Source organism: Streptomyces sp. Alt3, from assembly GCF_030719215.1.
GTDB lineage: Bacteria > Actinomycetota > Actinomycetes > Streptomycetales > Streptomycetaceae > Streptomyces > Streptomyces glycanivorans.
The window spans coordinates 6,351,133-6,375,523 of the sequence record NZ_CP120983.1; the positions used below are offsets into that span (position 1 = coordinate 6,351,133).

At 69.9% G+C, this 24,391-nt stretch carries 22 protein-coding genes and 1 pseudogene; 15 read left to right on the forward strand and 8 right to left on the reverse strand.

Features of this window, described 5'->3' with window-relative positions:
- Window positions 1-86 precede the first annotated feature (86 nt).
- From pgi to P8A20_RS28010, 4 genes and pseudogenes are all read left to right on the forward strand, one after another.
- Window positions 87-1,739: a glucose-6-phosphate isomerase gene (gene pgi, locus P8A20_RS27995; protein ID WP_306104450.1), complete on the forward strand. Its 1,653-nt coding sequence runs from the start codon at window positions 87-89 to the stop codon at window positions 1,737-1,739.
- 3 nt (window positions 1,740-1,742) lie between these two features.
- Window positions 1,743-2,246, forward strand: coding sequence for a PH domain-containing protein (locus tag P8A20_RS28000; protein ID WP_147962887.1), 504 nt, complete (start codon window positions 1,743-1,745; stop codon window positions 2,244-2,246).
- Window positions 2,243-3,765: pseudogene (locus tag P8A20_RS28005) on the forward strand (PH domain-containing protein). Before P8A20_RS28000 ends, P8A20_RS28005 begins: the two are co-directional and overlap by 4 nt.
- Window positions 3,766-3,822: 57 nt before the next feature.
- The gene (locus P8A20_RS28010; protein ID WP_306104451.1) at window positions 3,823-4,662 is read left to right on the forward strand and encodes a poly-gamma-glutamate hydrolase family protein; all 840 of its coding nucleotides are present in this window, start codon (window positions 3,823-3,825) and stop codon (window positions 4,660-4,662) included.
- Between the two features lie 87 nt (window positions 4,663-4,749).
- On the opposite strand, the gene pgl is transcribed toward P8A20_RS28010, so the two are convergent.
- From pgl to tkt, 5 genes are read right to left on the reverse strand one after another with little or no spacing between them, the layout of a single operon-like run.
- Complete coding sequence (gene pgl, locus P8A20_RS28015) at window positions 4,750-5,532, reverse strand: 6-phosphogluconolactonase (RefSeq protein WP_306104452.1); 783 nt, start codon at window positions 5,530-5,532, stop codon at window positions 4,750-4,752.
- A complete protein-coding gene (gene opcA, locus P8A20_RS28020) occupies window positions 5,529-6,560 on the reverse strand; it encodes a glucose-6-phosphate dehydrogenase assembly protein OpcA (protein WP_147962883.1) in 1,032 nt (343 codons plus the stop codon). The genes pgl and opcA overlap by 4 nt, the downstream gene beginning before the upstream one ends.
- Window positions 6,557-8,089 carry a glucose-6-phosphate dehydrogenase gene (gene zwf / locus P8A20_RS28025; protein WP_147962882.1) on the reverse strand — a complete coding sequence of 511 codons (1,533 nt, stop codon included), beginning with the start codon at window positions 8,087-8,089 and terminating at the stop codon, window positions 6,557-6,559. Before zwf ends, opcA begins: the two co-directional genes overlap by 4 nt.
- Before the next feature lie 5 nt (window positions 8,090-8,094).
- Entirely contained in the window at window positions 8,095-9,213 is a 1,119-nt protein-coding gene (tal, locus tag P8A20_RS28030) for a transaldolase (protein ID WP_147962881.1), read from the reverse strand.
- A 34-nt stretch (window positions 9,214-9,247) separates the two neighbouring features.
- Window positions 9,248-11,335, reverse strand: coding sequence for a transketolase (tkt, locus tag P8A20_RS28035; RefSeq protein ID WP_147962880.1), 2,088 nt, complete (start codon window positions 11,333-11,335; stop codon window positions 9,248-9,250).
- A 292-nt stretch (window positions 11,336-11,627) separates the two neighbouring features.
- Here tkt and P8A20_RS28040 point away from each other — a divergent pair, with 292 nt between their 5' ends.
- Together P8A20_RS28040 and P8A20_RS28045 are read left to right on the forward strand one after the other, a co-directional pair.
- Window positions 11,628-12,575 carry a heme o synthase gene (locus P8A20_RS28040; protein WP_187282372.1) on the forward strand — a complete coding sequence of 316 codons (948 nt, stop codon included), beginning with the start codon at window positions 11,628-11,630 and terminating at the stop codon, window positions 12,573-12,575.
- A gap of 100 nt (window positions 12,576-12,675) precedes the next feature.
- Window positions 12,676-13,041 (forward strand): hypothetical protein, encoded by a 366-nt coding sequence (locus tag P8A20_RS28045; RefSeq protein WP_306104453.1) that lies wholly within the window; start codon window positions 12,676-12,678, stop codon window positions 13,039-13,041.
- 107 nt (window positions 13,042-13,148) lie between these two features.
- Here P8A20_RS28045 and P8A20_RS28050 read toward each other — a convergent pair whose 3' ends face one another.
- The 3 genes from P8A20_RS28050 to P8A20_RS28060 form a co-directional block, all read right to left on the reverse strand.
- On the reverse strand, window positions 13,149-14,150 hold the full coding sequence (locus tag P8A20_RS28050) for a COX15/CtaA family protein (RefSeq protein ID WP_371606534.1): 1,002 nt from the start codon (window positions 14,148-14,150) through the stop codon (window positions 13,149-13,151).
- An 81-nt stretch (window positions 14,151-14,231) separates the two neighbouring features.
- Window positions 14,232-14,999, reverse strand: a complete 768-nt coding sequence (locus P8A20_RS28055; protein WP_306104454.1) for an ABC transporter permease — start codon at window positions 14,997-14,999, stop codon at window positions 14,232-14,234.
- Entirely contained in the window at window positions 14,996-15,922 is a 927-nt protein-coding gene (locus tag P8A20_RS28060; RefSeq protein ID WP_147962877.1) for an ABC transporter ATP-binding protein, read from the reverse strand. The genes P8A20_RS28055 and P8A20_RS28060 overlap by 4 nt, the downstream gene beginning before the upstream one ends.
- A gap of 256 nt (window positions 15,923-16,178) precedes the next feature.
- Here P8A20_RS28060 and P8A20_RS28065 point away from each other — a divergent pair, with 256 nt between their 5' ends.
- The 9 genes from P8A20_RS28065 (at window position 16,179) to P8A20_RS28105 (ending at window position 24,369) form a co-directional block, all read left to right on the forward strand.
- Window positions 16,179-16,928, forward strand: a complete 750-nt coding sequence (locus tag P8A20_RS28065; RefSeq protein WP_147962876.1) for a helix-turn-helix transcriptional regulator — start codon at window positions 16,179-16,181, stop codon at window positions 16,926-16,928.
- A complete protein-coding gene (sufB, locus tag P8A20_RS28070; RefSeq protein ID WP_031094525.1) occupies window positions 16,925-18,346 on the forward strand; it encodes a Fe-S cluster assembly protein SufB in 1,422 nt (473 codons plus the stop codon). Before P8A20_RS28065 ends, sufB begins: the two co-directional genes overlap by 4 nt.
- 67 nt (window positions 18,347-18,413) lie before the next feature.
- Complete coding sequence (sufD, locus tag P8A20_RS28075) at window positions 18,414-19,595, forward strand: Fe-S cluster assembly protein SufD (protein WP_147962875.1); 1,182 nt, start codon at window positions 18,414-18,416, stop codon at window positions 19,593-19,595.
- A gap of 1 nt (window position 19,596) precedes the next feature.
- Window positions 19,597-19,914, forward strand: coding sequence for a bifunctional 3-phenylpropionate/cinnamic acid dioxygenase ferredoxin subunit (locus tag P8A20_RS28080; RefSeq protein WP_147962874.1), 318 nt, complete (start codon window positions 19,597-19,599; stop codon window positions 19,912-19,914).
- Window positions 19,915-19,921: 7 nt separating this feature from the next.
- The gene (gene sufC / locus P8A20_RS28085) at window positions 19,922-20,686 is read left to right on the forward strand and encodes a Fe-S cluster assembly ATPase SufC (protein WP_014156912.1); all 765 of its coding nucleotides are present in this window, start codon (window positions 19,922-19,924) and stop codon (window positions 20,684-20,686) included.
- Window positions 20,683-21,951, forward strand: a complete 1,269-nt coding sequence (locus tag P8A20_RS28090) for a cysteine desulfurase (RefSeq protein WP_147962873.1) — start codon at window positions 20,683-20,685, stop codon at window positions 21,949-21,951. The genes sufC and P8A20_RS28090 overlap by 4 nt, the downstream gene beginning before the upstream one ends.
- Window positions 21,952-21,969: 18 nt before the next feature.
- Window positions 21,970-22,425 (forward strand): Fe-S cluster assembly sulfur transfer protein SufU, encoded by a 456-nt coding sequence (sufU, locus tag P8A20_RS28095; protein ID WP_147962872.1) that lies wholly within the window; start codon window positions 21,970-21,972, stop codon window positions 22,423-22,425.
- Window positions 22,422-22,760 carry a metal-sulfur cluster assembly factor gene (locus P8A20_RS28100; protein ID WP_014156915.1) on the forward strand — a complete coding sequence of 113 codons (339 nt, stop codon included), beginning with the start codon at window positions 22,422-22,424 and terminating at the stop codon, window positions 22,758-22,760. The genes sufU and P8A20_RS28100 overlap by 4 nt, the downstream gene beginning before the upstream one ends.
- A 214-nt stretch (window positions 22,761-22,974) precedes the next feature.
- A complete protein-coding gene (locus tag P8A20_RS28105; RefSeq protein ID WP_306104455.1) occupies window positions 22,975-24,369 on the forward strand; it encodes a hypothetical protein in 1,395 nt (464 codons plus the stop codon).
- Window positions 24,370-24,391 lie beyond the last annotated feature (22 nt).

Below are 24,391 nucleotides of genomic sequence, written 5' to 3' on the forward strand. Positions count from 1 at the left end.
TTGCCCCGCCGTACCCTCCAGATCAATTAGGTTGGAGGGGCAGCGGGGAAGGTTGCAGGTACGAGAAGAAGTGGGCGATTTCCGGGATGAACGCACAAAGCCGAACCAAGCTGAACCAGACGCCCGAGTGGGCGGCTCTCGGCAAGCACCGTGAGGAGTTCGGCGACACGCATCTGCGCCGGCTGTTCGCCGACGCGCCGGACCGCGGGACGGCGTACACCCTCCGGGTCGGCGACCTCCACATCGACTACTCCAAGCACCTGGTCACCGACGAGACGCTCCGTCTGCTGCGTGGCCTCGCGGACGCCACCGGAGTGGCCGGACTGCGGGACGCGATGTTCCGCGGCGAGAAGATCAACACCACGGAGGACCGCGCCGTCCTGCACACCGCGCTGCGCGCCCCGCGCGACGCCGTGATCGAGGTCGACGGCGAGAACGTCGTGCCGGCCGTGCACGCCGTGCTGGACAAGATGGCGTCCTTCGCAGACCGGGTCAGGGCCGGGGAGTGGACCGGTCACACCGGCAAGCCGGTCAAGAACATCGTGAACATCGGCATCGGTGGTTCCGACCTGGGCCCCGCCATGGCCTACGAGGTGCTGCGCTCCTTCACGGACCGCTCGCTCACGGTCCGCTTCGTGTCGAACGTCGACGGCGCCGACCTCCACGAGGCCGTTCGCGACCTGGACCCGGCCGAGACGCTGTTCGTCGTCGCGTCGAAGACCTTCACCACCATCGAGACCATCACCAACGCCACCTCCGCCCGCGACTGGCTCCTCACCGAGCTGAAGGTCGGTCAGGAAGCCGTCGCCAAGCACTTCGTGGCGCTCTCGACCAACGCCGAGAAGGTCACGGACTTCGGCATCGACACGGCCAACATGTTCGAGTTCTGGGACTGGGTCGGCGGCCGCTACTCCTACGACTCGGCGATCGGCCTCTCGCTGATGATCGCCATCGGTCCGGACCGGTTCCGCGAGATGCTCGACGGCTTCCACCTCGTCGACGAGCACTTCCGCACCGCGCCCGCCGAGGAGAACGTCCCGCTGCTGCTCGGCCTGCTGGGTGTCTGGTACGGCGCGTTCTTCGACGCGCAGTCCCACGCGGTACTGCCGTACAGCCACTACCTGTCCAAGTTCACCGCGTATCTGCAGCAGCTGGACATGGAGTCCAACGGCAAGTCCGTGGACAGGGACGGCAACCCGGTCGAGTGGCAGACCGGACCGGTCGTCTGGGGCACCCCCGGCACCAACGGGCAGCACGCCTACTACCAGCTGATCCACCAGGGCACGAAGGTCATCCCCGCCGACTTCATCGGCTTCGCCGCACCGGTCCACGACCTGCTGCCCGGGCTGATCGCCCAGCACGACCTGCTGATGGCCAACTTCTTCGCCCAGACGCAGGCGCTGGCCTTCGGCAAGACGCCCGACGAGGTGCGTGCGGAGGGCGTCGCCGAGGAGCTCGTCCCCCACAAGACGTTCCGCGGCAACCACCCGACGACCACGATCCTCGCCGAGCGGCTCACCCCGTCGGTGCTCGGCCAGCTGATCGCGCTGTACGAGCACAAGGTCTTCGTCCAGGGTGCCGTCTGGAACATCGACTCCTTCGACCAGTGGGGCGTCGAGCTGGGCAAGGTCCTCGCCAGGAAGATCGAGCCGGTCCTGACCCAGGGCACCGGCGGCGAACAGCTGGACAGTTCGACCGCCGCGCTCGTGTCGACCTACCGCTCGCTGCGGGGTCGCTGAGCCGTGTCCACGGGGGAGGGGAAGATACGTCTCAGGCCGCCGCGCAACACGCCCGCTCCCCGGGCCGTCGGCTGGTGGCGGGCCCGGTGGCTGCTGCTGACCGCGGCCCCGGTGGCGGTCCTGGGCGTCCTGGGCGCGCTCATCGCACCGGCCAGGTTCTGGCTGCTGGTGCCCGCCGCGGTACTTGCCGCGGCGGGCCTGTCGTGCGCCGTCCTCCTCCCCCTCTGGTGGTTCCGCACCCACCGCTGGGAGGTCACCGACGAAGCGGTCTACGTGAGCACCGGGGTCTTCCTGCGGGAATGGCGGATCGCGCCGATGTCACGCATCCAGACCGTGGACACCGTGCGGGGTCCCCTGGAACAGCTCTTCGGGCTGGCCACGGTCACCGTCACCACGGCGTCCGCCAAGGGCGCCGTACGGATCGAGGGGCTGACCCACGAGGTGGCCGCCGAACTCGCGGAGCGGCTGACCCTCATCACCCGGCACACCCCCGGGGACGCGACGTGAGCACGGCGGCCGACAGCGGCCCCGGCTGGCGGCGCGTCCATCCGCGTACGGTGCTGGTCACCGCGCTGGTCACGACCGGAGTCGCGCTCGGCGCCGCCGTGCCGGTGACCGTCGCCCTGGCCGGCCGCCTCGGATACGCGAGGGCCGTCGGCTGGGCCGTGGCGGGAGCCGTGCTGCTGATCGGCTGCGCGGCGGCCGGCGACCACGTGCGGTGGCGGCGCACCCGCTACCGGGTCGGTACCGAGCGCGTCGATCTCCACACCGGGCTGTTCCTGGTGAAGCGCCGTTCCCTGGCCCGCGAGCGGATCCGCAGCGTCGACCTCACCGCCCACCCGCTGCTGCGGATCCTGGGGCTGGTCTCGGTCCGCATCGGCACCGGCGAGCACACCGGTGGCGAGTCCACCCTGGAACTCGACCCCGTCGGCAGGGCCGAGGGTGAGCGGCTGCGCCGCGAACTCCTCGACCGTGTCACCGGCCCGGCCGCCGGCTCGCACCGCGAGGGCGCACTGGCCACCCTCGACATCCGCTGGATCCGCTACGCGCCCGTCTCCTTCGTCGCGCCCATGCTGGGCGGAGCCGCGGCCGGCGGCGTGATGCAGATCAGCGAGTGGGCGGGAGTGCAGGCCGAGGTGATCGACTGGATCGCCGACCGCTTCCGGGACACCCCGCTGGTCCAGGCGATCCTGATCCTGGTCGCCGCGGCCCTGGTCGCCGGTGTCGTAGGGGCTCTCGGGCTCTGGACCGAGATGTGGTGGAACTACCGCCTGGAGCGTGAACCGGGCGGCACCCTGCGGGTCACTCGCGGACTGCTGACCTCGCGCTCCCTGTCCGTCGAGGAGCGCCGGCTGCGCGGGGTGGACCTGGTGGAGCCGCTGGGCGTACGGCTGACGGGCGCCGCCCGGCTGGACGCGATCACGACGGGTCTGGCCAAGGACGAGGAGGCGCACGGCGCCGACCACGACACCCTCCTGCCGGTCGCGCCCCGCCCGCTGGCCGAGGCCATCGCCGCCGAGGTGCTGCGCGAGCCCGGCTCCCCGACCGGGGCACCCCTGACCGCCCACCCCCGCGCCGCCCGGGCCGGCGGCTGCGCCGCGCCCTGACCGTGGTGCTGGTGCCCGTCCTGGTGCAGGTGCTCCTGGGTGCCCTGCTGACGCCCGTGCTGCTGTGGACCGCGCTCGGCTGCGCTGCCGTCGGTGTGCCGCTCGCCGTGGCCCTGGCCCTCGACGCGTACCGGTCACTGGGGCACACACTCAGCGGCCACTACCTGGTGACCCGCTCCGGCACCGTCCGGCGTTCCACCGCGGCGCTGCAGCGGACCGGTGTCATCGGCTGGACGGTGAGGCAGTCGCTCTTCCAGCGGCGGGCCGGGCTGCTGAGCATCACCGCCACGACGGCCGCCGGAGGCGGTGCCTACACGGCGCACGACACCGATGCCTCCGAGGGCCTCGCCTTCGCCTCCGAGGCCGTCCCGGGGCTGCTGGAGCCCTTCCTGGAGCGCACAGGAGACCCCGGCCGGTGACGCACGGCACAGGAGGCCTTCTTCTCAGCGGGGCCGGGGTCGGCAACGATGCTGATCATGAATCCCGCCAGCCGTCGTACGGTCCTCACCGCCCTCGCCACCGCCGCCGTCAGCGGCCCGCTGCTCGGCACGCTCACCGCGAGCCCCGCCCACGCCACCGGTGATCTGGACATCTACACCTCCAACACGGACCTCTACACGAAGCTCGCCGGTCAGGAGGGCGTCGAGTTCTCCCGCCGCTACCGCAGACACGAGTACGCCGACCACTCGCTCCCTCAGAGATACCCGTACAACCGGACCACCGTCATGGCCATGCACGGCGGCGGCATCGAGACCGGCACCTCCGAACTCTGCCTCGCCATAGCCGGCTACCACCCGGCCACGCTCGACCCCCTCGCGGACGGCCACGGGGTGTTCGACTACTGGATGTTCGAGGGACTGCGCTCCTCGGGCAACCGCGACCTGCACGTCACCGCCAAGAACTGCGACGACCACGTCGCCCTCTCCATGTCGGCGAGCAGCCTCAACGTCCTCAGCCTGCACGGCTGTACGGCGGCGCAGGCGGGCACCGTCCCGCAGGCCGTGGTCGTCGGGGGACTGAACACCCGCTTCAAGACCCTGCTCAAGGCCGAGTTCGACGCCGCCGGCATCGCCTGGCGGGACGGCAACGAGGTGCCCGACCTGGCAGGGGTCAACACCGACAACCCGTGCAACCGCACCATGCTCGCCAAGGGCGGTCAGCTGGAGCTCACCACGGAGCTGCGCGCCGCCATGTTCACGGTCAACACCCGTGCGGGCCGGGCCGGCAGCACGACCGAGGTATTCGACCGTTTCACCGGCGCCTGCCGGGCCGCCGTCACGAAGCTGGAGCAGGGAACGGACCAGATCGTGCTCTGACCCCGGGCGGAGTGCTCCCGCACGGGGGCGCTCAGGGAAAAGGTCCGGCCCCGCTCGATCGAGCGGGGCCGGACCTTCCACGACGTACTACGCCGACGCGGGCGGATACAGCGCGCGCGGCAGCTTCGAGGCCGCCGCGGCGTCCAGCAGCCACAGCGTGCGGCTGCGGCCGTAGGCCCCGGCCGCCGGGGCCTGGATCTCCCCGGCCCCGGACAGCGCGATCTCCGCCGCCTCGGCCTTGTCCTCACCCGCGGCCAGCAGCCACACCTCACGCGCCGCCCGGATGGCGGGCAGGGTGAGCGAGACACGGGTGGGCGGCGGCTTGGGAGCGCCGTGCACACCGACCACGGTGCGCTCGGTCTCCCGCACCGCGGGCAGCTCCGGGAAGAGCGACGCGACATGGGTGTCCGGGCCGACGCCCAGCATCAGCACGTCGAACGTCGGGACGGGCCCGTGGTCCTCCGGACCCGCCGCGGCGGCGAGTTCCGCCGCGTAACCCGCGGCGGCGGAGTCGGCGTCCCCGCCGTACGGTCCGTCGGACGCGGGCATCGCGTGGATCCGGGAGGGGTCCAGATCCACCTTGTCCAGCAGGGCCTCACGGGCCTGCGTGACATTGCGTTCCGGATCCCCCTCGGGCAGGAACCGCTCGTCGCCCCACCACAGGTCGAGCCGCGACCAGTCGATCGCGTCCCGGGCCGGTGAGTCGGCCAGCGCGGCCAGCAGACCGTTGCCGTTGCGCCCCCCGGTGAGGACCACCGAGGCGGAACCGCGGGCGGTCTGGGCGTCCACGATCTTCGTGATCAGCCTGGCCGCCGCGGCCTGGGCCATCAGCTCCTTGTCGCGGTGCACGACGAGCTGCGGAGCACTCACTTCGACGCCGCCTTCTTGGCCGCCGCCTTCTTCGCGGCCGGGGCGGCGGCGCCTGTGGGCTCCTGCCGCTTCTGCCCCGAACCGACGGACGAGGCCTCCGTGGGACCGCCGAGACGCTCCACACCGAACTTCACCGTGGACTCGTAGATGTTGTCCGGGTCCAGCCGGCGCAGCTCCTCCGCGAGGAGCTCGGCGGTCTCCCGCCGCTTCAGCGCGACCGCACGGTCCGGCTGGCCGGCCATGCAGAGCGTCGCCAGGGAACCGTCGGGACGGTCCAGGACGATCACGCCGTTCTTGGTCTCCAGCCGCACCGCCGTCAGACCCGGACCCCCTGAGAGGGTCCGCTCGACCGGGACGCCGAGCCGGTCCGCGAGCCACATCGCGAGCAGTTCGCAGCTCGGGTTGTCGGACTCGCCCTCGACCGTCGCCGAGATGACCTGGGCGGGCTGCTGGTCGAGCGCCGCCGCCAGCATGGAGCGCCACGGTGTGATGCGCGTCCAGGCCAGGTCGGTGTCCCCGGGCCGGTACGTCGCCGCACGCACCGACAGCTCGTCGAGCGGGTGCTCGGCGGAGTAGGTGTCGGTGATGCGGCGCTGGGCGAGTGCTCCCAGCGGGTCCTTGGCCGGATCCGCAGGGGCGTCCTCGGGCCACCACGCCACCACCGGGGCGTCCGGCAGCAGCAGCGGCAGGACGACGGACTGGGCGTGGTTGGCCAGCTCGCCGTGCAGACGCAGGACGACGGTCTCGCCCGAGCCGGCGTCGGAGCCGACCCGGATCTCGGCGTCGAGCCGGGCGTCGCGGCGCGCACGCGGCGAACGGCTGACCCTCTTGATCACCACGATGATCCGCGAGGGGTGCTCGCGCGAGGAGTCGTTCGCCGCCTTGAGGGCGTCGTACGCGTTCTCCTCGTCCGTGACGATGACGAGGGTGAGCACCATGCCGACGGCGGGGGAGCCGATGTCACGGCGGGCCGAGATGAGGGCCTGGTTGATCTTGCTGGACGTGGTTTCCGTGAGATCGATCTTCATGGCCGGCGCCAGCTCCGTCCGTCGCGTGCGAGCATGTCGTCCGCCTCGGCCGGACCCCAGGTGCCGGCCGCGTACCGGGCGGGCTTGCCGTGCTTGTCCCAGTACTCCTCGATCGGGTCGAGGATGTTCCAGGAGAGCTCGACCTCCTGGTGGCGCGGGAAGAGGTTGGCGTCGCCGAGCAGTACATCGAGGATGAGCCGCTCGTACGCCTCGGGGCTGGACTCCGTGAAGGACTCGCCGTAGGCGAAGTCCATCGTGACGTCCCGCACCTCCATGGACGTGCCGGGGACCTTGGAGCCGAACCTGACGGTGACCCCCTCGTCCGGCTGCACCCGGATGACCAGGGCGTTCCCGCCCAGCTCCTCCGTCGCGCCTGACTCGAACGGCAGGTACGGGGCCCGCTTGAAGACGACCGCGATCTCCGTGACCCGGCGGCCGAGCCGCTTTCCGGTACGCAGGTAGAACGGCACCCCGGCCCAGCGGCGGTTGTTGATCGTCAGCTTGATCGCGGCGAAGGTGTCCGTCTTCGACTTGGGGTCGATGCCGTCCTCCTCGAGGTAGCCGGGCACCTCCTGACCGCCCTGCCACGCGTGCGTGTACTGCCCGCGCACCGTGTGGCTGCCGAGGTCCTCGGGCAGCTCCACGGCCGTGAGCACCTTCAGCTTCTCCGCCACCAGGGCCTTCGGGTGGAAGGAGCCGGGCTCCTCCATCGCCGTCAGCGCCAGCAGCTGGAGCAGGTGGTTCTGGATGACGTCACGGGCGGCGCCGATGCCGTCGTAGTAACCGGCCCGGCCGCCGATGCCGATGTCCTCGGCCATCGTGATCTGGACGTGGTCGACGTACGACCTGTTCCAGATCGGCTCCCACATGGTGTTGGCGAAACGGAGGGCCAGGATGTTCTGGACCGTCTCCTTGCCGAGGTAGTGGTCGATGCGGAAGACCTCGTTCGGCGGGAACACGTCGTGCACGAGCTGGTTCAGCTCCTGCGCGCTCCCCAGGTCGTGCCCGAACGGCTTCTCGATGACGGCCCGTCGCCAGCTGCCTTCCTTCTGGTCGGCCAGCCCGTGCTTCTTGAGCTGCTGGACGACCTTGGGGAAGAACTTCGGCGGCACGGAGAGGTAGAAGGCGAAGTTGCCGCCCGTGCCCTGCGCCTTGTCGAGTTCCTCGATCGTGGACCTGAGGGTCTCGAACGCGTCGTCGTCGTCGAAGGTGCCCTGGACGAAGCGCATCCCCTGGCTGAGCTGCTGCCAGACCTCTTCGCGGAACGGGGTGCGGGAATGCTCTTTCACGGCGTCGTGGACGACCTGGGCGAAGTCCTCGTCCTCCCAGTCGCGGCGCGCGAAGCCGATGAGCGAGAAGCCCGGCGGCAGCAGGCCGCGATTGGCCAGGTCGTAGACAGCGGGCATCAGCTTTTTACGGGACAAATCGCCCGTGACGCCAAAGATCACCAGGCCCGACGGCCCCGCGATGCGCGGGAGCCGTCGGTCCTGTGCGTCACGGAGCGGGTTGGCTCCGGGAACACCAGACAAGGTGGTCAGCCCTCCGAAGGAGCGAGGCGCTTGAGCTCGGCCTCGGTCGAGTTGAGCAGGTCGATCCAGGCGGCCTCGAACTTGTCGACGCCCTCGTCCTCCAGCAGCTGGACGACGTCGTCGTAGCTGACCCCGAGCTTCTTGATCGCGTCGAGGTCGGCACGCGCCTGGTCGTAACGGCCGGCAACGGTGTTGCCGGTGATCTCCCCATGGTCGGCCACGGCGTCCAGCGTCGCCTCCGGCATGGTGTTGACCGTGTTCGGCGCGACCAGGTCGTCGACGTACAGGGTGTCCTTGAGGGACGGGTCCTTCACGCCGGTGGAGGCCCACAGCGGGCGCTGCTTGTTGGCCTGCGCCTTGTCCAGGGCGGCCCAGCGGTCGCTCGAGAAGACCTCCTCGTACGCCTCGTAGGCCAGACGGGCGTTGGCGAGGGCGGACTTGCCCTTCGCGGCCTTCGCCTCGTCGCCGCCGACCGCGTCGAGGCGCTTGTCGATCTCGGTGTCCACGCGGGACACGAAGAAGGACGCCACGGAGTGGATCTTGGAGAGGTCCAGGCCCGCGGCCTTCGCCTTCTCCAGGCCCGCCAGGTAGGCGTCCATGACCTCGCGGTAACGCTCCAGCGAGAAGATCAGCGTGACGTTGACGCTGATTCCCTTGCCGATGACCTCGGTGATCGCCGGCAGGCCGGCCTTGGTCGCCGGGATCTTGATGAGCGTGTTCGGCCGGTCCACCAGCCACGCCAGCTGCTTGGCCTCGGCCACCGTCGCCAGGGTGTTGTGGGCCAGGCGCGGGTCGACCTCGATGGAGACCCGGCCGTCCTGTCCGCCGGTGGCGTCGAAGACGGGGCGCAGGATGTCGGCGGCGTCACGGACGTCCGCCGTCGTGATCATGCGGATGGCTTCCTCGACGGTGACCTTCCGGGCGGCGAGGTCCGTGAGCTGCTGGTCGTAGCCGTCGCCCTGCGAGATCGCCTTCTGGAAGATCGAGGGGTTGGTCGTGACACCCACGACGTGGCTCTGGTCGATCAGCTCGGCCAGGTTGCCGGACGTGATCCGCTTACGCGACAGGTCGTCCAGCCAGATCGCCACGCCCTCGTCGGAGAGGCGCTTGAGTGCGTCTGTCATGAGAATTGCATCTCCTACTAGTCGTATGACCGGGTCAGCGCGCGGCGGCGGCGATAGATTCCCGGGCGGCCTCCGCCACGTGCGCGGCGGTGAAGCCGAACTCGCGGAAGAGCACCTTGGCGTCCGCCGACGCACCGAAGTGCTCCAGCGAGACGATCCGGCCGGCGTCGCCCACGTACCGGTACCAGGTGAGACCGATGCCCGCCTCGACGGCGACCCGGGCCTTGACGGACGGCGGCAGCACGCTGTCCTTGTACGCCTGGTCCTGCTCCTCGAACCACTCGACACACGGCATCGAGACCACACGGGTCGGCACACCGGCCGCCTGGAGCTCGTCACGCGCCTCGACTGCCAGCTGGACCTCGGAACCCGTGGCGATCAGAACGGCCTGGGCCTCGCCGCCGTCGGCGTCGAAGAGCACGTAGCCGCCCTTGGCGGCGTTCTCGTTCGCCGCGTAGGTGGGCAGGCCCTGGCGGGACAGCGCCAGACCGTGCGGGGCGCTCTTCCCGAAGTCCTTCTTGCCGCGCTTGAGGATCTCGCGCCAGGCGATGGTCGTCTCGTTGGCGTCCGCCGGGCGGACGACGTTGAGACCCGGGATCGCCCGCAGCGAGGCCAGGTGCTCGACCGGCTGGTGCGTCGGGCCGTCCTCGCCGAGGCCCACGGAGTCGTGCGTCCACACGTACGTCACCGGGAGGTGCATCAGCGCGGACAGGCGGACGGCGTTGCGCATGTAGTCGGAGAACACCAGGAAGGTGCCGCCGTAGATGCGGGTGTTGCCGTGCAGCGCGATGCCGTTCATGGCCGCGGCCATGGAGTGCTCGCGGATGCCGAAGTGGATCGTCCGGCCGTACGGGTCGGCCTCGGGCAGCGGGTTGCCGGCCGGGAGGAACGACGACGTCTTGTCGATCGTGGTGTTGTTCGAGCCCGCGAGGTCGGCGGAGCCGCCCCACAGCTCGGGGATGACACCGCCGAGCGCCTGGAGGACCTTGCCGGACGCGGCACGCGTGGCGACACCGTGGCCGGCCTCGAAGACGGGGAGCTCGTCCTCCCAGCCCGCGGGCAGCTCGCCCGCGGCGATGCGGTCGAAGTCGGCCGCGCGCTCCGGGTTGGCGGTGCGCCAGGCGGCGAAGCCCTTCTCCCACTCGGCCTTGGCCTCGCGGCCGCGGTCCAGCGCCTCACGGGTGTGGGAGATGACCTCGTCGGAGACCTCGAAGGTCTTCTCCGGGTCGAAGCCGAGAACCCGCTTGGTGGCGGCGATCTCGTCGTCGCCGAGCGCCGAGCCGTGCGCGGCCTCGGTGTTCTGGGCGTTCGGGGCGGGCCAGGCGATGATCGAGCGGGCCGCGATGAACGACGGGCGCTCGGTCTCGGCCTTCGCGGCCAGCAGCGCGCGGTGGAGGCCCTCGGGGTCGAGGTCGCCGCTGGGCAGCTGGTCGACGCGCTGGACGTGCCAGCCGTAGGACTCGTAACGCTTCAGGGTGTCCTCGGAGACCGCGGTCTCCGTGTCGCCCTCGATCGAGATGTGGTTGTCGTCCCACAGCAGCACCAGGTTGCCGAGCTTCTGGTGGCCGGCCAGCGAGGACGCCTCGGCCGAGATGCCCTCCTGGAGGCAGCCGTCACCGGCGATGACCCAGATGGTGTGGTCGAACGGGGAGGTGCCCGCGGCGGCCTGCGGGTCGAAGAGACCGCGCTCGTAGCGGGAGGCCATCGCCATGCCCACGGCGTTGGCGACGCCCTGGCCCAGCGGGCCGGTCGTCGTCTCGACACCGGTGGTGTGGCCGTACTCCGGGTGGCCCGGCGTCCTGGAACCCCAGGTGCGGAACGCCTTGAGGTCGTCCAGCTCCAGGCCGTACCCGGCCAGGTAGAGCTGGATGTACAGCGTCAGGCTGGAGTGGCCCGCGGACAGTACGAAACGGTCGCGTCCGGTCCAGTCCGCGTCCGCCGGGTCGTGACGCATCACCTTCTGGAAGAGGGTGTACGCGGCAGGAGCGAGGCTCATCGCCGTACCCGGGTGGCCGTTTCCGACTTTCTGTACGGCGTCCGCGGCCAGGACGCGGACGGTGTCCACGGCCCGCTGGTCCAATTCGGTCCACTGGAGGTCTGTGGTGGTCGGCTTGGTGCTCACCCTGAGTCAGGGCTCCTCTCCACTGTTCGTAAACCGGTGACTGGTTACCGCACCGGGCATTGTCGAGCCTACCCCCGTCGCAAGGCCGCACTTCTGCCCTTTCCACAGTGCGGGCGACCTGCGGAGTTCGCCTCCCGTATGAGCGCCGCCGTTCACTTCTGCGCCACCCCAACACGACCCCACCCCCGCGAAGGGCGGCGTGTACCCAACGTCTACAGTGGTCTGGTTCGCGCAAGTCTTTACCGGGCCTTCCCGCCCGGAGCTTGCTGGGATTTCTCTGTCAGGGGTGTGCGTGACGGCCGTCGAGTCCCGACCCGCAGGGGTCGCCTTGACTCCGAGCCCAGTGGGCCAGCGCCCGTTCGGGGCCCGCATCAAGGCATTCGTGGCTCTTACCAAGCCGCGCATCATCGAGCTGCTGCTGATCACCACCGTTCCGGTGATGTTCCTCGCCGCTCAGGGCGTGCCCGATCTTTGGCTCGTAGTGACCACCACCATCGGCGGATATCTCTCCGCGGGCGGTGCCAATGCGCTCAACATGTATATCGACCGTGACATCGACGCGCTGATGGACCGTACGTCTCAGCGCCCGCTGGTCACCGGCATGGTGAGCCCCCGTGAGTGCCTCGCCTTCGGAATCGCCCTCGCGGTGATTTCCACGGCGTGGTTCGGACTGTTCGTCAACTGGCTCTCCGCTGCACTCGCACTCGGCGCACTTCTGTTCTACGTCGTCATCTACACGATGCTGCTGAAGCGCCGTACCTCCCAGAACATCGTCTGGGGTGGAATCGCCGGCTGTATGCCGGTGCTCATCGGCTGGTCCGCGGTGACGAATTCGATGAGCTGGGCCGCGGTCATTCTTTTCGCGGTGATCTTCTTCTGGACGCCGCCGCACTACTGGCCGCTGTCGATGAAGGTCAAGGACGACTACGCCCGCGTCGGCGTCCCGATGCTCCCGGTCGTGGCCTCCAACCAGGTGGTCGCCCGCCAGATCGTCATCTACAGCTGGGTGATGGTCGGCGTCTCGCTCCTGCTGACCCCGCTGGGCTACACCGGATGGTTCTACACCCTGGTGGCCGTACTGACCGGCGGCTTCTGGCTCTGGGAGGCCCACGGCCTGCAGAACCGGGCCAAGTCCGGCGTCACCGGCACCAAGCTCAAGGAGATGCGGCTGTTCCACTGGTCCATCACCTATGTCTCGCTCCTCTTCGTCGCCGTCGCGGTGGACCCCTTCCTGAGGTAGTCCCGCACGCGCAGAGGCTCCGCCGACGGGCGGGGGACGTGGCCGACGCCACGCCCCCCGCCCGTCGCCAGTCGATCTACCCGTCGGTAGCATCCTGACCATGGCAGAGACGGCAGAGCCTCAGACCCAGCAGACGGACGACAAGCACGCGGCCCGCGCCGAGCGCAGGGCTGCGAAGCTCGCCAAGCAGATCAACGCCTTCGCCAAGGCGCACGGCGGTGCCGAGGGGCAGCTCGCCCACCTCGGGCGGATGGGCACCCGCATCGTGCTTGTCGGTGAGGACGGAGGCTGGGGCGATCTCGTCGCACCCTCCTACGCGGTGGCCGAGAACGCCACGAGCAAGGCCGGCATCACGGTCCACGAGGACTTCGACGGCGAGTTCGCGGCCAAGGTCCGCACGGGCCCGTACGAGTGGTCCCGGATGGCGGGCATCCAGGTCGGCGGCCCCTCCGACGACAAGGGCTGACGCGCCCGGGCGTCTCCCGCCCGGCGCAGGTACGACGAAGAGCCGCTGTCACCCCGGGCCCCTCAGGGGCGGGGTGACAGCGGCTCTCGTGTGTCCGTGCGGTGCCGTCAGACTGCTGCCGCGTGCTCCGGCTGCTGCCCGCTCGCCGGAGCGGGGATGCCGGCGTCGCCCACCGGGCGCTCGCGCAGCGACAGGAGCAGCCGCAGGACCGCGATCCACATCAGGGAGGAGCCGAGCATGTGGATCCCGACCAGGATCTCGGGTACGTCGCTGAAGTACTGCACATAGCCGATGGCGCCCTGTGCCAGCAGCACCAGCAGCAGGTCACGGGCGCGGGCCCGGGTGTCGGCGGGGGCGTCCACGACGCGCAGGGCGAAGAACATCGCGATGGCCAGGGCGCAGACGACCCAGGCGGCGATGGCGTGGATGTGCGCGGCGGCGCTCCAGTCCCACGGCATGCGCGGTACGTCGCTGCTGTCGCCGGCGTGCTTGCCCGAGCCGGTCACCGTGGTGCCGAGCACCATCAGCAGGACCGTGGCGGCGACGACGGCCCAGGACAGCTGCCGCACCGGGCGCGGGGCGCGGGGGCGCGGTGTGCCGTCGCCCTCACCGATCCGCACCCAGGTGACCACGGTCACCGTGAGGAGGCAGTTGGCGAGCAGGAAGTGCCCGGCCACCGACCAGGGGTTGAGTCCGGCCCAGACGGTGATCCCGCCGATGACGGCGTTGCCCATCACCAGCCAGAACTGCGACCAGGCCAGGCGGGTGAGACCGCGCCTGCGGGGCTTCAGGGAGCGCGCCGCGATGATCGCCCAGCCGACCGCGGCCGACAGGACGTAGGTCAGCATCCGGTTGCCGAACTCGATGGCGCCGTGCAGACCCTGCTCGGGGGTGGCGAAGAGGCTGTCGTCGGTGCACTTGGGCCACGTGTCGCAGCCCAGGCCCGATCCGGTCAGGCGGACCGCACCGCCCGTGACGATGATGAAGACGCTCATCACCACCGCGGCGAGCGCCGCTCGCTTGGCCGTCTTCGCCGACGGTGTCCAGCGCTTGGCGATGTAGGAGATGGGGGTTTCCACGCGCCCTATCGTAGGGAACGGCTTGTGCATGTTTTCACGAGGGGTGGGCATTCCCGGGTGAGCCCGGACAATGCCCCGGGGCGCCGCTCAGGGAGCCGCCCCGGGCCAGGCTCACTCCCAGCGGAAGAAACGCGCCGCCGCGCCCAGTCCCAGCACGGACCAGACGGCCAGGACCGCCGCGTCGCCCCACGGCATCGCGGCGCCGTGCTGAAGCACGTCCCTGAGCCCGTCGGAGAGAGCCGAGATCGGCAGCAGGCCCAGGACCGACTGTGCGGCGTCCGGGAACCTGTCCAGCGGCACGACGACCCCGCCGCCGACCAGCAGCAGCAGGAAGACCAGGTTGGCGGCGGCCAGCGTCGCCTCGGCCTTCAGTGTCCCCGCCATCAGCAGTCCGAGCCCGGAGAACGCCACGGTGCCCAGTACCAGCAGCAGCAGGACGGAGAACGGGTTCCCCTCCGGGGACCAGCCGAGCGCGAAGGCGATCACCGTCAGCAGGACGACCTGCAGCACCTCCGTGACCAGTACCGAGAGCGTCTTGGCCGCCATCAGGCCCCAGCGGGGCAGGGGCGAGGCGCCCAGCCGCTTGAGGACGCCGTAGCGCCGTTCGAAACCGGTCGCGATGGCCTGGCCGGTGAAGGCCGTGGACATCACCGCGAGCGCCAGGACGCCCGGTGTCAGGAAGTCGACCGTCTCACCCGCTCCCGTGTCGACGATGTCGACCGCGCTGAACAGGACGAGCAGCAGCGTCGGGATGACCACGGTGAGCAGCAGCTGCTCACCGTTGCGCAGGAGCATCCGCGTCTCCAGCACGGTCTGTGCCGCGATCATGCGGGGAAGCGGGGCGGCGCCGGGGCGCGGGGTGTACGTACCGGCGCTCATGCGCGCAGCTCCTTGCCGGTCAGTTCCAGGAAGACGTCCTCGAGGGTGTGCCGCTCCACGGCGATGCCGTCGGGCATCACGCCGTGCTGGGCGCACCAGGAGGTGACGGTCGCCAGCAGCTCCGGGTCGATCCGCCCGGTGATGCGGTAGGTGCCGCTGGTCAGCTCCGCCGCCTCGCTCCCGTCGGGCAGCGCCTTCAGCAGCGAGCCGAGGTCCAGGCCGGGGCGGCCCGTGAAGCGCAGGGTGTTCTCGGCGCCCCCGCGGCACAGCTGCTCGGGGCTGCCCTGGGCGATGACCTTGCCCGCGTCGATGACGGCGACGTCGTCGGCGAGCTCCTCGGCCTCGTCCATGAAGTGCGTGGTGAGGACGACGGACACCCCGTCGGTGCGCAGCTCCCGGATCAGGTCCCAGGTCGCGCGGCGGGCCTGCGGGTCGAGGCCCGCCGTCGGCTCGTCCAGGAAGACCAGCTCGGGGCGGCCGACGACGGCCATGGCCAGGGCGAGGCGCTGCTGCTGCCCGCCGGAGAGCCGGCGGTAGGTGGTCCGGCCGCAGCTGCCGAGTCCGAGCCGCTCGACGAGGGCGTCCACGTCCAGCGGGTCGGCGTGGAGTTTCGCCATGTGGCGCAGCATCTCCTCGGCGCGGGCGCCGGAGTAGACACCGCCGGACTGCAGCATCACGCCGATCCGGGGGCGGAGCGCGGCGGCGTCCGCGACCGGGTCCAGGCCGAGGACCCGTACGGTTCCGCCGTCCGGCCGCCGGTAGCCCTCGCAGGTCTCGATCGTGGTGGTCTTGCCGGCGCCGTTGGGGCCGAGGACCGCGGTCACCGCGCCCGCCGAGACCTCCAGGTCGAGGCCGTCGACCGCTGTCCTGGTGCCGTACCGCTTGACGAGGCCCCTGGCCTGTACGACGGGCTCACTGCTCATGGCGGGCAAGTCTAGGCTGGCCCGGAAGGGGTCCGGCGCGCCGGGTTCCCTCCTGTGTCCGGACGTGTCCGGAGCGTTCTCCCGGGGCCCGGGACCTGCCCGCCCCGGGGCGGGCCGAGGGGGCGCCCACCTGCGAAGGACTGTCGAGATCAGCTGTTTCCGCAGGTCAACTTAGGTCTGCCTAAGTGATGAAGCGCACCGCGCCCGGTTCGGAGGCGGGTTGTCAGGCCCGAAGGAATTACGCAACAATGGCGTTGTGAAATACGTTGGCGAGGCTCCTCAGGAGGAACTCGCGACCGGTGAGCGCTCGACGCGCAACAGGGTCGCGCGCTCCATCCTGGACCACGGCCCGTCCACCGCCGCCGATCTGGCGAAGCGGGTCGGCCTGACCCAGGCGGCCGTGCGTCGTCACCTCGACGCCCTCGTCTCGGACGATGTGGTCGAGGCCCGCGAGCAGCGGGTGTACGGGGCTCGGACCCGCGGCCGTCCGGCCAAGGTCTTCGCGCTCACCGACTGCGGCCGGGACGCGTTCGACCAGTCCTACGACAAGCTCGCCGCCGACGCGCTCCGCTGGATCGCCGACACCGCCGGGGACGAGGCGCTCGTCGCCTTCGCCCGCGCCAGGATGGCCTCCCAGTCCGAGACGTACCGGGCCGTGATCGAGGCCGCGGACCCCGAGGCCCGCACCCAGGCCCTGGCCAAGGCCTTGTCGGCCGACGGGTACGCTGCTACGGCGCGTAGCGCGCCGGGTCCCCAGCAGGGCGAGCAGTTGTGCCAGCACCACTGCCCGGTCGCGCACGTAGCCGAGCAGTTCCCGCAGCTGTGCGAGGCGGAGACGGAGTTCTTCTCCAGTCTGCTCGGGACCCATGTGCAGCGTCTCGCCACCCTCGCCCACGGCGACGGTGTGTGCACGACGTTCGTTCCGCGCGGCAGCCCCACGGCACCACAGACTTCACAGACCACTCATTCAGCATCTGCAAGTACGGCCGGGAGGAACCCCGCATGACGCTCCCTACGGAGACTGCCCACCCTGAGCTCGATGGCCTGGGCACGTACGAATTCGGCTGGGCCGACTCCGACGCGGCAGGCGCGGCGGCGAAGCGCGGCCTGTCCGAAGCTGTCGTCCGCGACATCTCGGAGAAGAAGAACGAGCCGGAGTGGATGCTCAAGCTCCGGCTCAAGGGCCTGAAGCTGTTCGGCAAGAAGCCCATGCCGAACTGGGGCTCGGACCTGTCGGGGATCGACTTCGACAACATCAAGTACTTCGTCCGGTCCACGGAGAAGCAGGCGGAGTCCTGGGAGGACCTGCCCGAGGACATCAAGAACACGTACGACAAGCTCGGCATCCCCGAGGCGGAGAAGCAGCGCCTCGTCGCCGGTGTCGCCGCGCAGTACGAGTCCGAGGTGGTCTACCACCAGATCAACGAGGAGCTCGAGGCGCAGGGTGTCATCTTCATGGACACCGACACCGCGCTCAAGGAGCACCCGGAGCTCTTCAAGGAGTACTTCGGCACCGTCATCCCCGTCGGTGACAACAAGTTCGCCTCGCTGAACTCCGCCGTGTGGTCCGGCGGCTCCTTCATCTACGTGCCGAAGGGCGTGCACGTCGAGATCCCGCTCCAGGCCTACTTCCGGATCAACACGGAGAACATGGGCCAGTTCGAGCGGACGCTGATCATCGTCGACGAGGACGCCTACGTCCACTACGTCGAGGGCTGCACCGCGCCGATCTACTCCTCGGACTCGCTGCACTCCGCGGTCGTCGAGATCATCGTGAAGAAGGGCGGCCGCTGCCGCTACACGACCATCCAGAACTGGTCGAACAACGTCTACAACCTGGTCACCAAGCGCGCCGTGGCGTACGAGGGCGCGACCATGGAGTGGGTCGACGGCAACATCGGCTCCAAGGTCACCATGAAGTACCCGGCCGTCTACCTGATGGGCGAGCACGCCAAGGGCGAGACCCTGTCCATCGCCTTCGCGGGCGAGGGCCAGCACCAGGACGCCGGCGCCAAGATGGTCCACATGGCACCGAACACCTCCTCCAACATCGTCTCCAAGTCGGTGGCGCGAGGCGGTGGCCGCACCTCCTACCGCGGTCTCATCGAGATCGGGGAGGGTGCGCCGGGCGCCAAGTCCAACGTGCTGTGCGACGCGCTGCTCGTGGACACCATCTCCCGCTCCGACACCTACCCCTACGTGGACGTCCGTGAGGACGACGTGTCGATGGGTCACGAGGCGACCGTCTCCAAGGTCTCCGAGGACCAGCTCTTCTACCTGATGAGCCGCGGCATGACGGAGTTCGAGGCCATGGCGATGATCGTGCGCGGCTTCGTCGAGCCGATCGCCAAGGAGCTGCCGATGGAGTACGCCCTCGAGCTCAACCGGCTGATCGAGCTGCAGATGGAGGGTTCGGTCGGCTAGTACGGCCCCGCCGTCCGCCGATCGTCCCCGAGAGTTCTTGACTGAGAAAGCGAGCACTACGACAGCCATGGCTGAGGCTCAGAACATCCCTGCGGGCTCCACCACCGCCGGGTCCATCGCGGTGGCGGCAGAGTCCACCGTCGCCACGCGCATGAGCGCGCCCCCGTCCTTCGACGTCGCGGACTTCCCGGTCCCGCACGGCCGCGAGGAGGAGTGGCGGTTCACGCCGCTGGAGCGACTGCGCGGCCTGCACGACGGCACCGCCGTCGCCACCGGTGACGGTGTCAAGGTCGTCGTCGAGGCGCCCTCGGGCGTCACGGTCGAGACCGTCGGCCGCGACGACGCCCGTCTCGGCAGGGCGGGCACCCCGGTGGACCGGGTCGCCGCCCAGGCGTACTCGTCCTTCCAGCACGCCTCGGTCGTCACGGTCGCCAAGGAGGCCGTGCTCAGCGAGCCGGTCCGGATCACCGTGCACGGCGAGGGCGGCGTGGCCTACGGCCACCAGGTCGTCGAGCTGGGCGCCTTCGCCGAGGCCGTCGTCGTCATCGACCACACCGGTGACGCCGTGCTCGCGGCCAACGTCGACTACGTCCTGGGCGACGGCGCCAAGCTGACCGTCGTCTCCGTCCAGGACTGGGACGACACGGCCGTCCACGTCGGCCAGCACAACGCGCTGGTCGGCCGCGACGCCTCGTTCAAGTCGATCATCGTGACCTTCGGCGGGGACCTCGTCCGTCTCCACCCCCGGGTCGCCTACGCCGCCCCCGGCGGGGAGGCCGAGCTCTTCGGCCTCTACTTCACCGACAAGGGCCAGCACCAGGAGCACCGCCTCCTGGTCGACCACAACACCCCGCACTGCAAGTCCAACGCGGTGTACAAGGGCGCCCTCCAGGGCGACGACGCCCACGCCGTGTGGATCGGTGACGTGCTCATCCAGGCCGCCGCCGAGGGAACCGACACCTACGAGATGAACCGCAACCTGGTTCTCACCGACGGTGCCCGGGTCGACTCCGTACCGAACCTGGAGATCGAGACCGGCGAGATCGTCGGCGCCGGCCACGCCTCGGCGACCGGGCGGTTCGACGACGAGCAGCTGTTCTACCTGCAGTCCCGCGGTATCCCGGCCGAGGAGGCCCGCCGACTCGTCGTGCGCGGCTTCTTCGCCGAGCTGGTCCAGCAGATCGGCCTGCCGGACGTCGAGGACCGGCTCCTCGACAAGATCGAGGCCGAGCTGAAGGCGTCGGTCTGAGATGGCCTTCGTCAGAGCCTGTGGGCTGAGCGAGCTGGAGGACGACACCCCCAAGAGGGTGGAGCTCGACGGCACGCCGGTCTCCGTCGTCCGCACCGAGGGCGAGGTGTTCGCGATCAACGACATCTGCTCGCACGCGAACGTCTCGCTGTCGGAGGGCGAGGTGGAGGACTGCGCGATCGAGTGCTGGCTGCACGGATCGAGCTTCGACCTCCGCACCGGCAAGCCGTCCGGTCTTCCCGCGACGCGCCCCGTCCCCGTATACCCCGTAAAGATCGAAGGGGACGATGTGCTCGTCTCCGTCACCCAGGAGTCCTGAGTCACCCATGGCAACGCTTGAAATCCGCGACCTGCACGTCTCCGTCGAGGCCGACAACGCCACGAAGGAGATCCTCAAGGGCGTCGACCTGACCGTGAAGCAGGGCGAGACGCACGCCATCATGGGCCCGAACGGGTCCGGCAAGTCCACCCTCGCCTACTCGCTCGCGGGTCACCCCAAGTACACGATCACGAGCGGCACGGTGACCCTGGACGGCGAGGACGTCCTGGAGATGTCCGTCGACGAGCGGGCCCGAGCCGGCCTGTTCCTCGCCATGCAGTACCCGGTCGAGATCCCCGGCGTCTCGGTCTCCAACTTCCTGCGCACCTCCGCCACCGCCGTCCGCGGCGAGGCCCCCAAGCTGCGTACGTGGGTCAAGGAGGTCAAGGAGACGATGGCCGAGCTCCAGATGGACCCCTCCTTCGCCGAGCGCAACGTCAACGAGGGCTTCTCCGGCGGTGAGAAGAAGCGCCACGAGATCCTCCAGCTGGAGCTCCTCAAGCCGAAGGTCGCCATCCTCGACGAGACCGACTCCGGCCTCGACGTCGACGCCCTGCGCGTCGTGTCCGAGGGCGTCAACCGGGTCCGTGAGGGCGGCGAGGTCGGCACCCTGCTGATCACGCACTACACGCGGATCCTCCGCTACATCAAGCCCGACTTCGTGCACGTCTTCGCCAACGGCCGCATCGCCGAGTCCGGCGGCGCGGAGCTGGCCGACAAGCTGGAGAACGAGGGCTACGAGGCATATGTGAAGGGTGGCGCTTCCGCGTGACTGACGCCCGACAGGGGCTCTCCGGCCTCCTCGACACCGAGGCGATCCGCAAGGACTTCCCGATCCTGGACCGCACGGTCCACGACGGCAAGAAGATCGTTTACCTGGACAGCGCGGCGACCTCGCAGAAGCCGCGCCAGGTGCTCGACGCCCTCAGTGAGTACTACGAGCGGCACAACGCCAACGTCCACCGCGGTGTGTACACCATCGCGGAGGAGGCCACCGCGCTGTACGAAGGCGCCCGCGACAAGGTCGCCGCCTTCATCAACGCTCCCAGCCGCAACGAGGTGATCTTCACCAAGAACGCCTCGGAGTCGCTCAACCTCGTCGCGAACATGCTCGGCTGGGCGGATGAGCCCTACCGGGTCGACAGCGACACCGAGATCGTCACCACGGAGATGGAGCACCACTCCAACATCGTGCCGTGGCAGCTGCTCTCGCAGCGCACCGGCGCGAAGCTGAAGTGGTTCGGCATCACCGACGACGGCCGCCTCGACCTGTCCAACATCGACGAGATCATCACGGAGAAGACGAAGATCGTCTCCTTCACCCTGGTCTCCAACATCATGGGCACGATCAACCCGGTCGAGGCGATCGTCCGGCGCGCCCAGCAGGTCGGTGCGCTGGTCTGCATCGACGCCTCGCAGGCGGCCCCGCACATGGTGCTCGACGTGCAGGCGCTGCAGGCCGACTTCGTGGCCTTCACCGGTCACAAGATGGTCGGCCCGACCGGCATCGGCGTGCTCTGGGGACGGCAGGAACTCCTGGAGGACCTGCCGCCCTTCCTCGGCGGCGGCGAGATGATCGAGACCGTGTCGATGCACTCGTCGACGTACGCGCCGGCTCCGCACAAGTTCGAGGCGGGAACGCCCCCGATCGCGCAGGCCGTCGGCCTCGGCGCGGCCGTGGACTACCTCTCGGCCATCGGCATGGAGAACATCCACCGCCACGAGCAGGCCATCACCGAGTACGCGGTGCGCCGGCTCCTGGAGGTCCCGGACCTCAGGATCATCGGTCCGGCGACGGCCGAGGACCGCGGGGCGACGATCTCCTTCACGCTCGGCGACATCCACCCCCACGACGTGGGGCAGGTGCTCGACGAGCAGGGCATCGCCGTCCGGGTCGGCCACCACTGCGCACGGCCGGTCTGCCTGCGGTACGGAATTCCTGCGACGACGCGAGCGTCGTTCTACCTGTACTCCACGCCGGCCGAGGTCGACGCCCTGGTGGACGGGCTGGAGCACGTGCGGAACTTTTTCGGTTAGACGGCAGAGGGTTGACTGGTGAAGCTTGATTCCATGTACCAGGAAGTGATCCTGGACCACTACAAGCACCCCCACGGGCGTGGCCTGCGGGACGGCGACGCCGAGGTGCACCACGTCAACCCGACGTGCGGCGACGAGATCACGCTCCGCGTGAAGTACGACGGCGAGACCATCGCCGACGTCAGTTACGAGGGCCAGGGCTGCTCCATCAGCCAGGCCAGCGCCTCCGTGCTCAACGAGCTGCTGGTGGGCAAGGAGCTCGGCGAGGCGCAGAAGATCCAGGAGGCATTCCTGGAACTGATGCAGTCCAAGGGTCAGCTGGAGCCGGACGACGCGATGGAGGAGGTGCTGGAGGACGCGGTCGCGTTCGCCGGCGTCTCCAAGTACCCGGCCCGGGTCAAGTGCGCGCTGCTGAGCTGGATGGCGTGGAAGGACGCGACGGCGCAGGCGCTGTCCGAAGGGAAGACCGCATGAGCGAGAACGAGACTCTCACGACCAAGCCGGCCTCCGAGGAGGAGGTCCGCGAGGCGCTGTACGACGTGGTCGACCCCGAGCTGGGGATCGACGTCGTCAACCTGGGCCTGATCTACGGCATCCACATCGACGACGCCAACATCGCCACCCTCGACATGACGCTGACATCCGCGGCCTGCCCGCTGACCGACGTCATCGAGGACCAGGCGAAGTCCGCGACGGACGGCATCGTCAACGAGCTGCGGATCAACTGGGTCTGGATGCCGCCGTGGGGCCCGGACAAGATCACCGACGACGGCCGTGAGCAGCTCCGCGCGCTCGGCTTCAACGTCTGATCGACCTCCCGCTCCACCCGCGCGAACGGCCGTGGCCGCCAGTCCTCCTGGCGGCCACGGCCGTTCGCCGTTCCTCAGACCCTCGGGACGACGGGTCCGCGCCGGGCCGCACGGGCGTCCCGTGCTGTTCGTCCGCCGTACCCGTGCCGTGTGCCCGCCGTTGGCGCCGGGGCCGGAGCCTGCTCCTCGACACCACGCCGACGAGAGGCACGCCGTGCTGCACCAGCTTCCGCTCCAGAACCGACGGGCGGCCTTCGCCGCCGCCGGGATCCTCGTACTGGCCGCGTCGGTCGGCAACGTGCCCGCGCACGCGGCGAGCTACGGGACCCCGACGATCGCCCTGTCGGCCTCCTACCTGTCCGGTGCCGTCGGCGCGACGGGCGACCCCCTGGTCGCCGTGACCGTCGCGCAGAGCGGTGCCGACGTCTCGGCGCTCACCGTGACCGCCTCCGCCAGCTCCAGGTCGTCCGTGGCCGCGGTCTCCGACGTGACCGTCACCGGCACCGGCGCCACCCGGCAGGTCTCCGTCGCCGCGCACGCCCGCGGGTACACCGACCTCACCCTGAAGGTCACCGGGCTCGGCGGGAAGACCGCGACCAAGGTGCTGCGCTACGCCGCGTCGGCCGCCGTGCAGAACTCCGCCGGCACCCGCTACCTGACCGGTTCGTCGGACGCCTCGGCGGCCGTCGACGTCGGCGGCGGGTACGCGGTGGTGGCGGACGACGAGTCCAACACCCTGCGCCTCTACGACCTCTCGGTCTCCGGTGCCCCCGTGCGGACCTGGGACGTCGCCTCGAAGCTCGGAGTGAGCAAGGAGATCGACATCGAGGGGGCCGCACGGGTGGGGAACACCGTCTACTGGACGGGGTCGCTCGGCAACAACAAGGACGGCGAGTACAAGTCCGCCCGCAACACCGTCTTCACCACGACCGTCACCGGCTCCGGCGCCGCCACCCAGCTGACGGTCGGCGGCTCGTACAAGAAGCTCCGCGACGACCTGGTCGCCTGGGACGAGGCGAACGGCGACCGGTTCGGCTTCGCCGCGGGCACCGACGACGGTCAGGCGCCCAAGCAGATCGACGGGTTCAACGTCGAGGGCCTGGAGTTCGCACCCGGCTCGACCACGACCGCGTACGTCGGCTTCCGCGCGCCCCTGGTTCCGCCGAAGGCGGGCGCCAAGGCGCTGCTCGTGCCCGTGACCAACTTCGACAAGGTCGCCGGCAGCGGGGCGAAGGCCGTCTTCGGGACACCGGTCGAGCTGGACCTCGGCGGGCTGACCATCCGTGACATCCGGAAGAACGCCGCCGACCAGTACCTGATCGTGGCCGGGTCCTGGGCGGCCGACGACAACTCCGACCCCTACGCCCTCTACAGCTGGGACGGCGTCGCCGGACACGCGCCGGTGAAGCGGACCGACCTGCCCACCAGCGACCCCGGCGGCTGGGAGGCCGTCGTCTCGGTGCCGGACCTGACGACCGCCGGGACGCGTGCCCAGGTGATCACCGACGCCGGAGCGGCCGACCTCTACGGTGACGGCACCGAGGCGAAGGACCTGGACCACGCCGAGTGGAAGAAGTCCCGCGCCACCTGGTTCACCGTGGGCGGCTGACCGGCTTCACCCCACCGGCGCC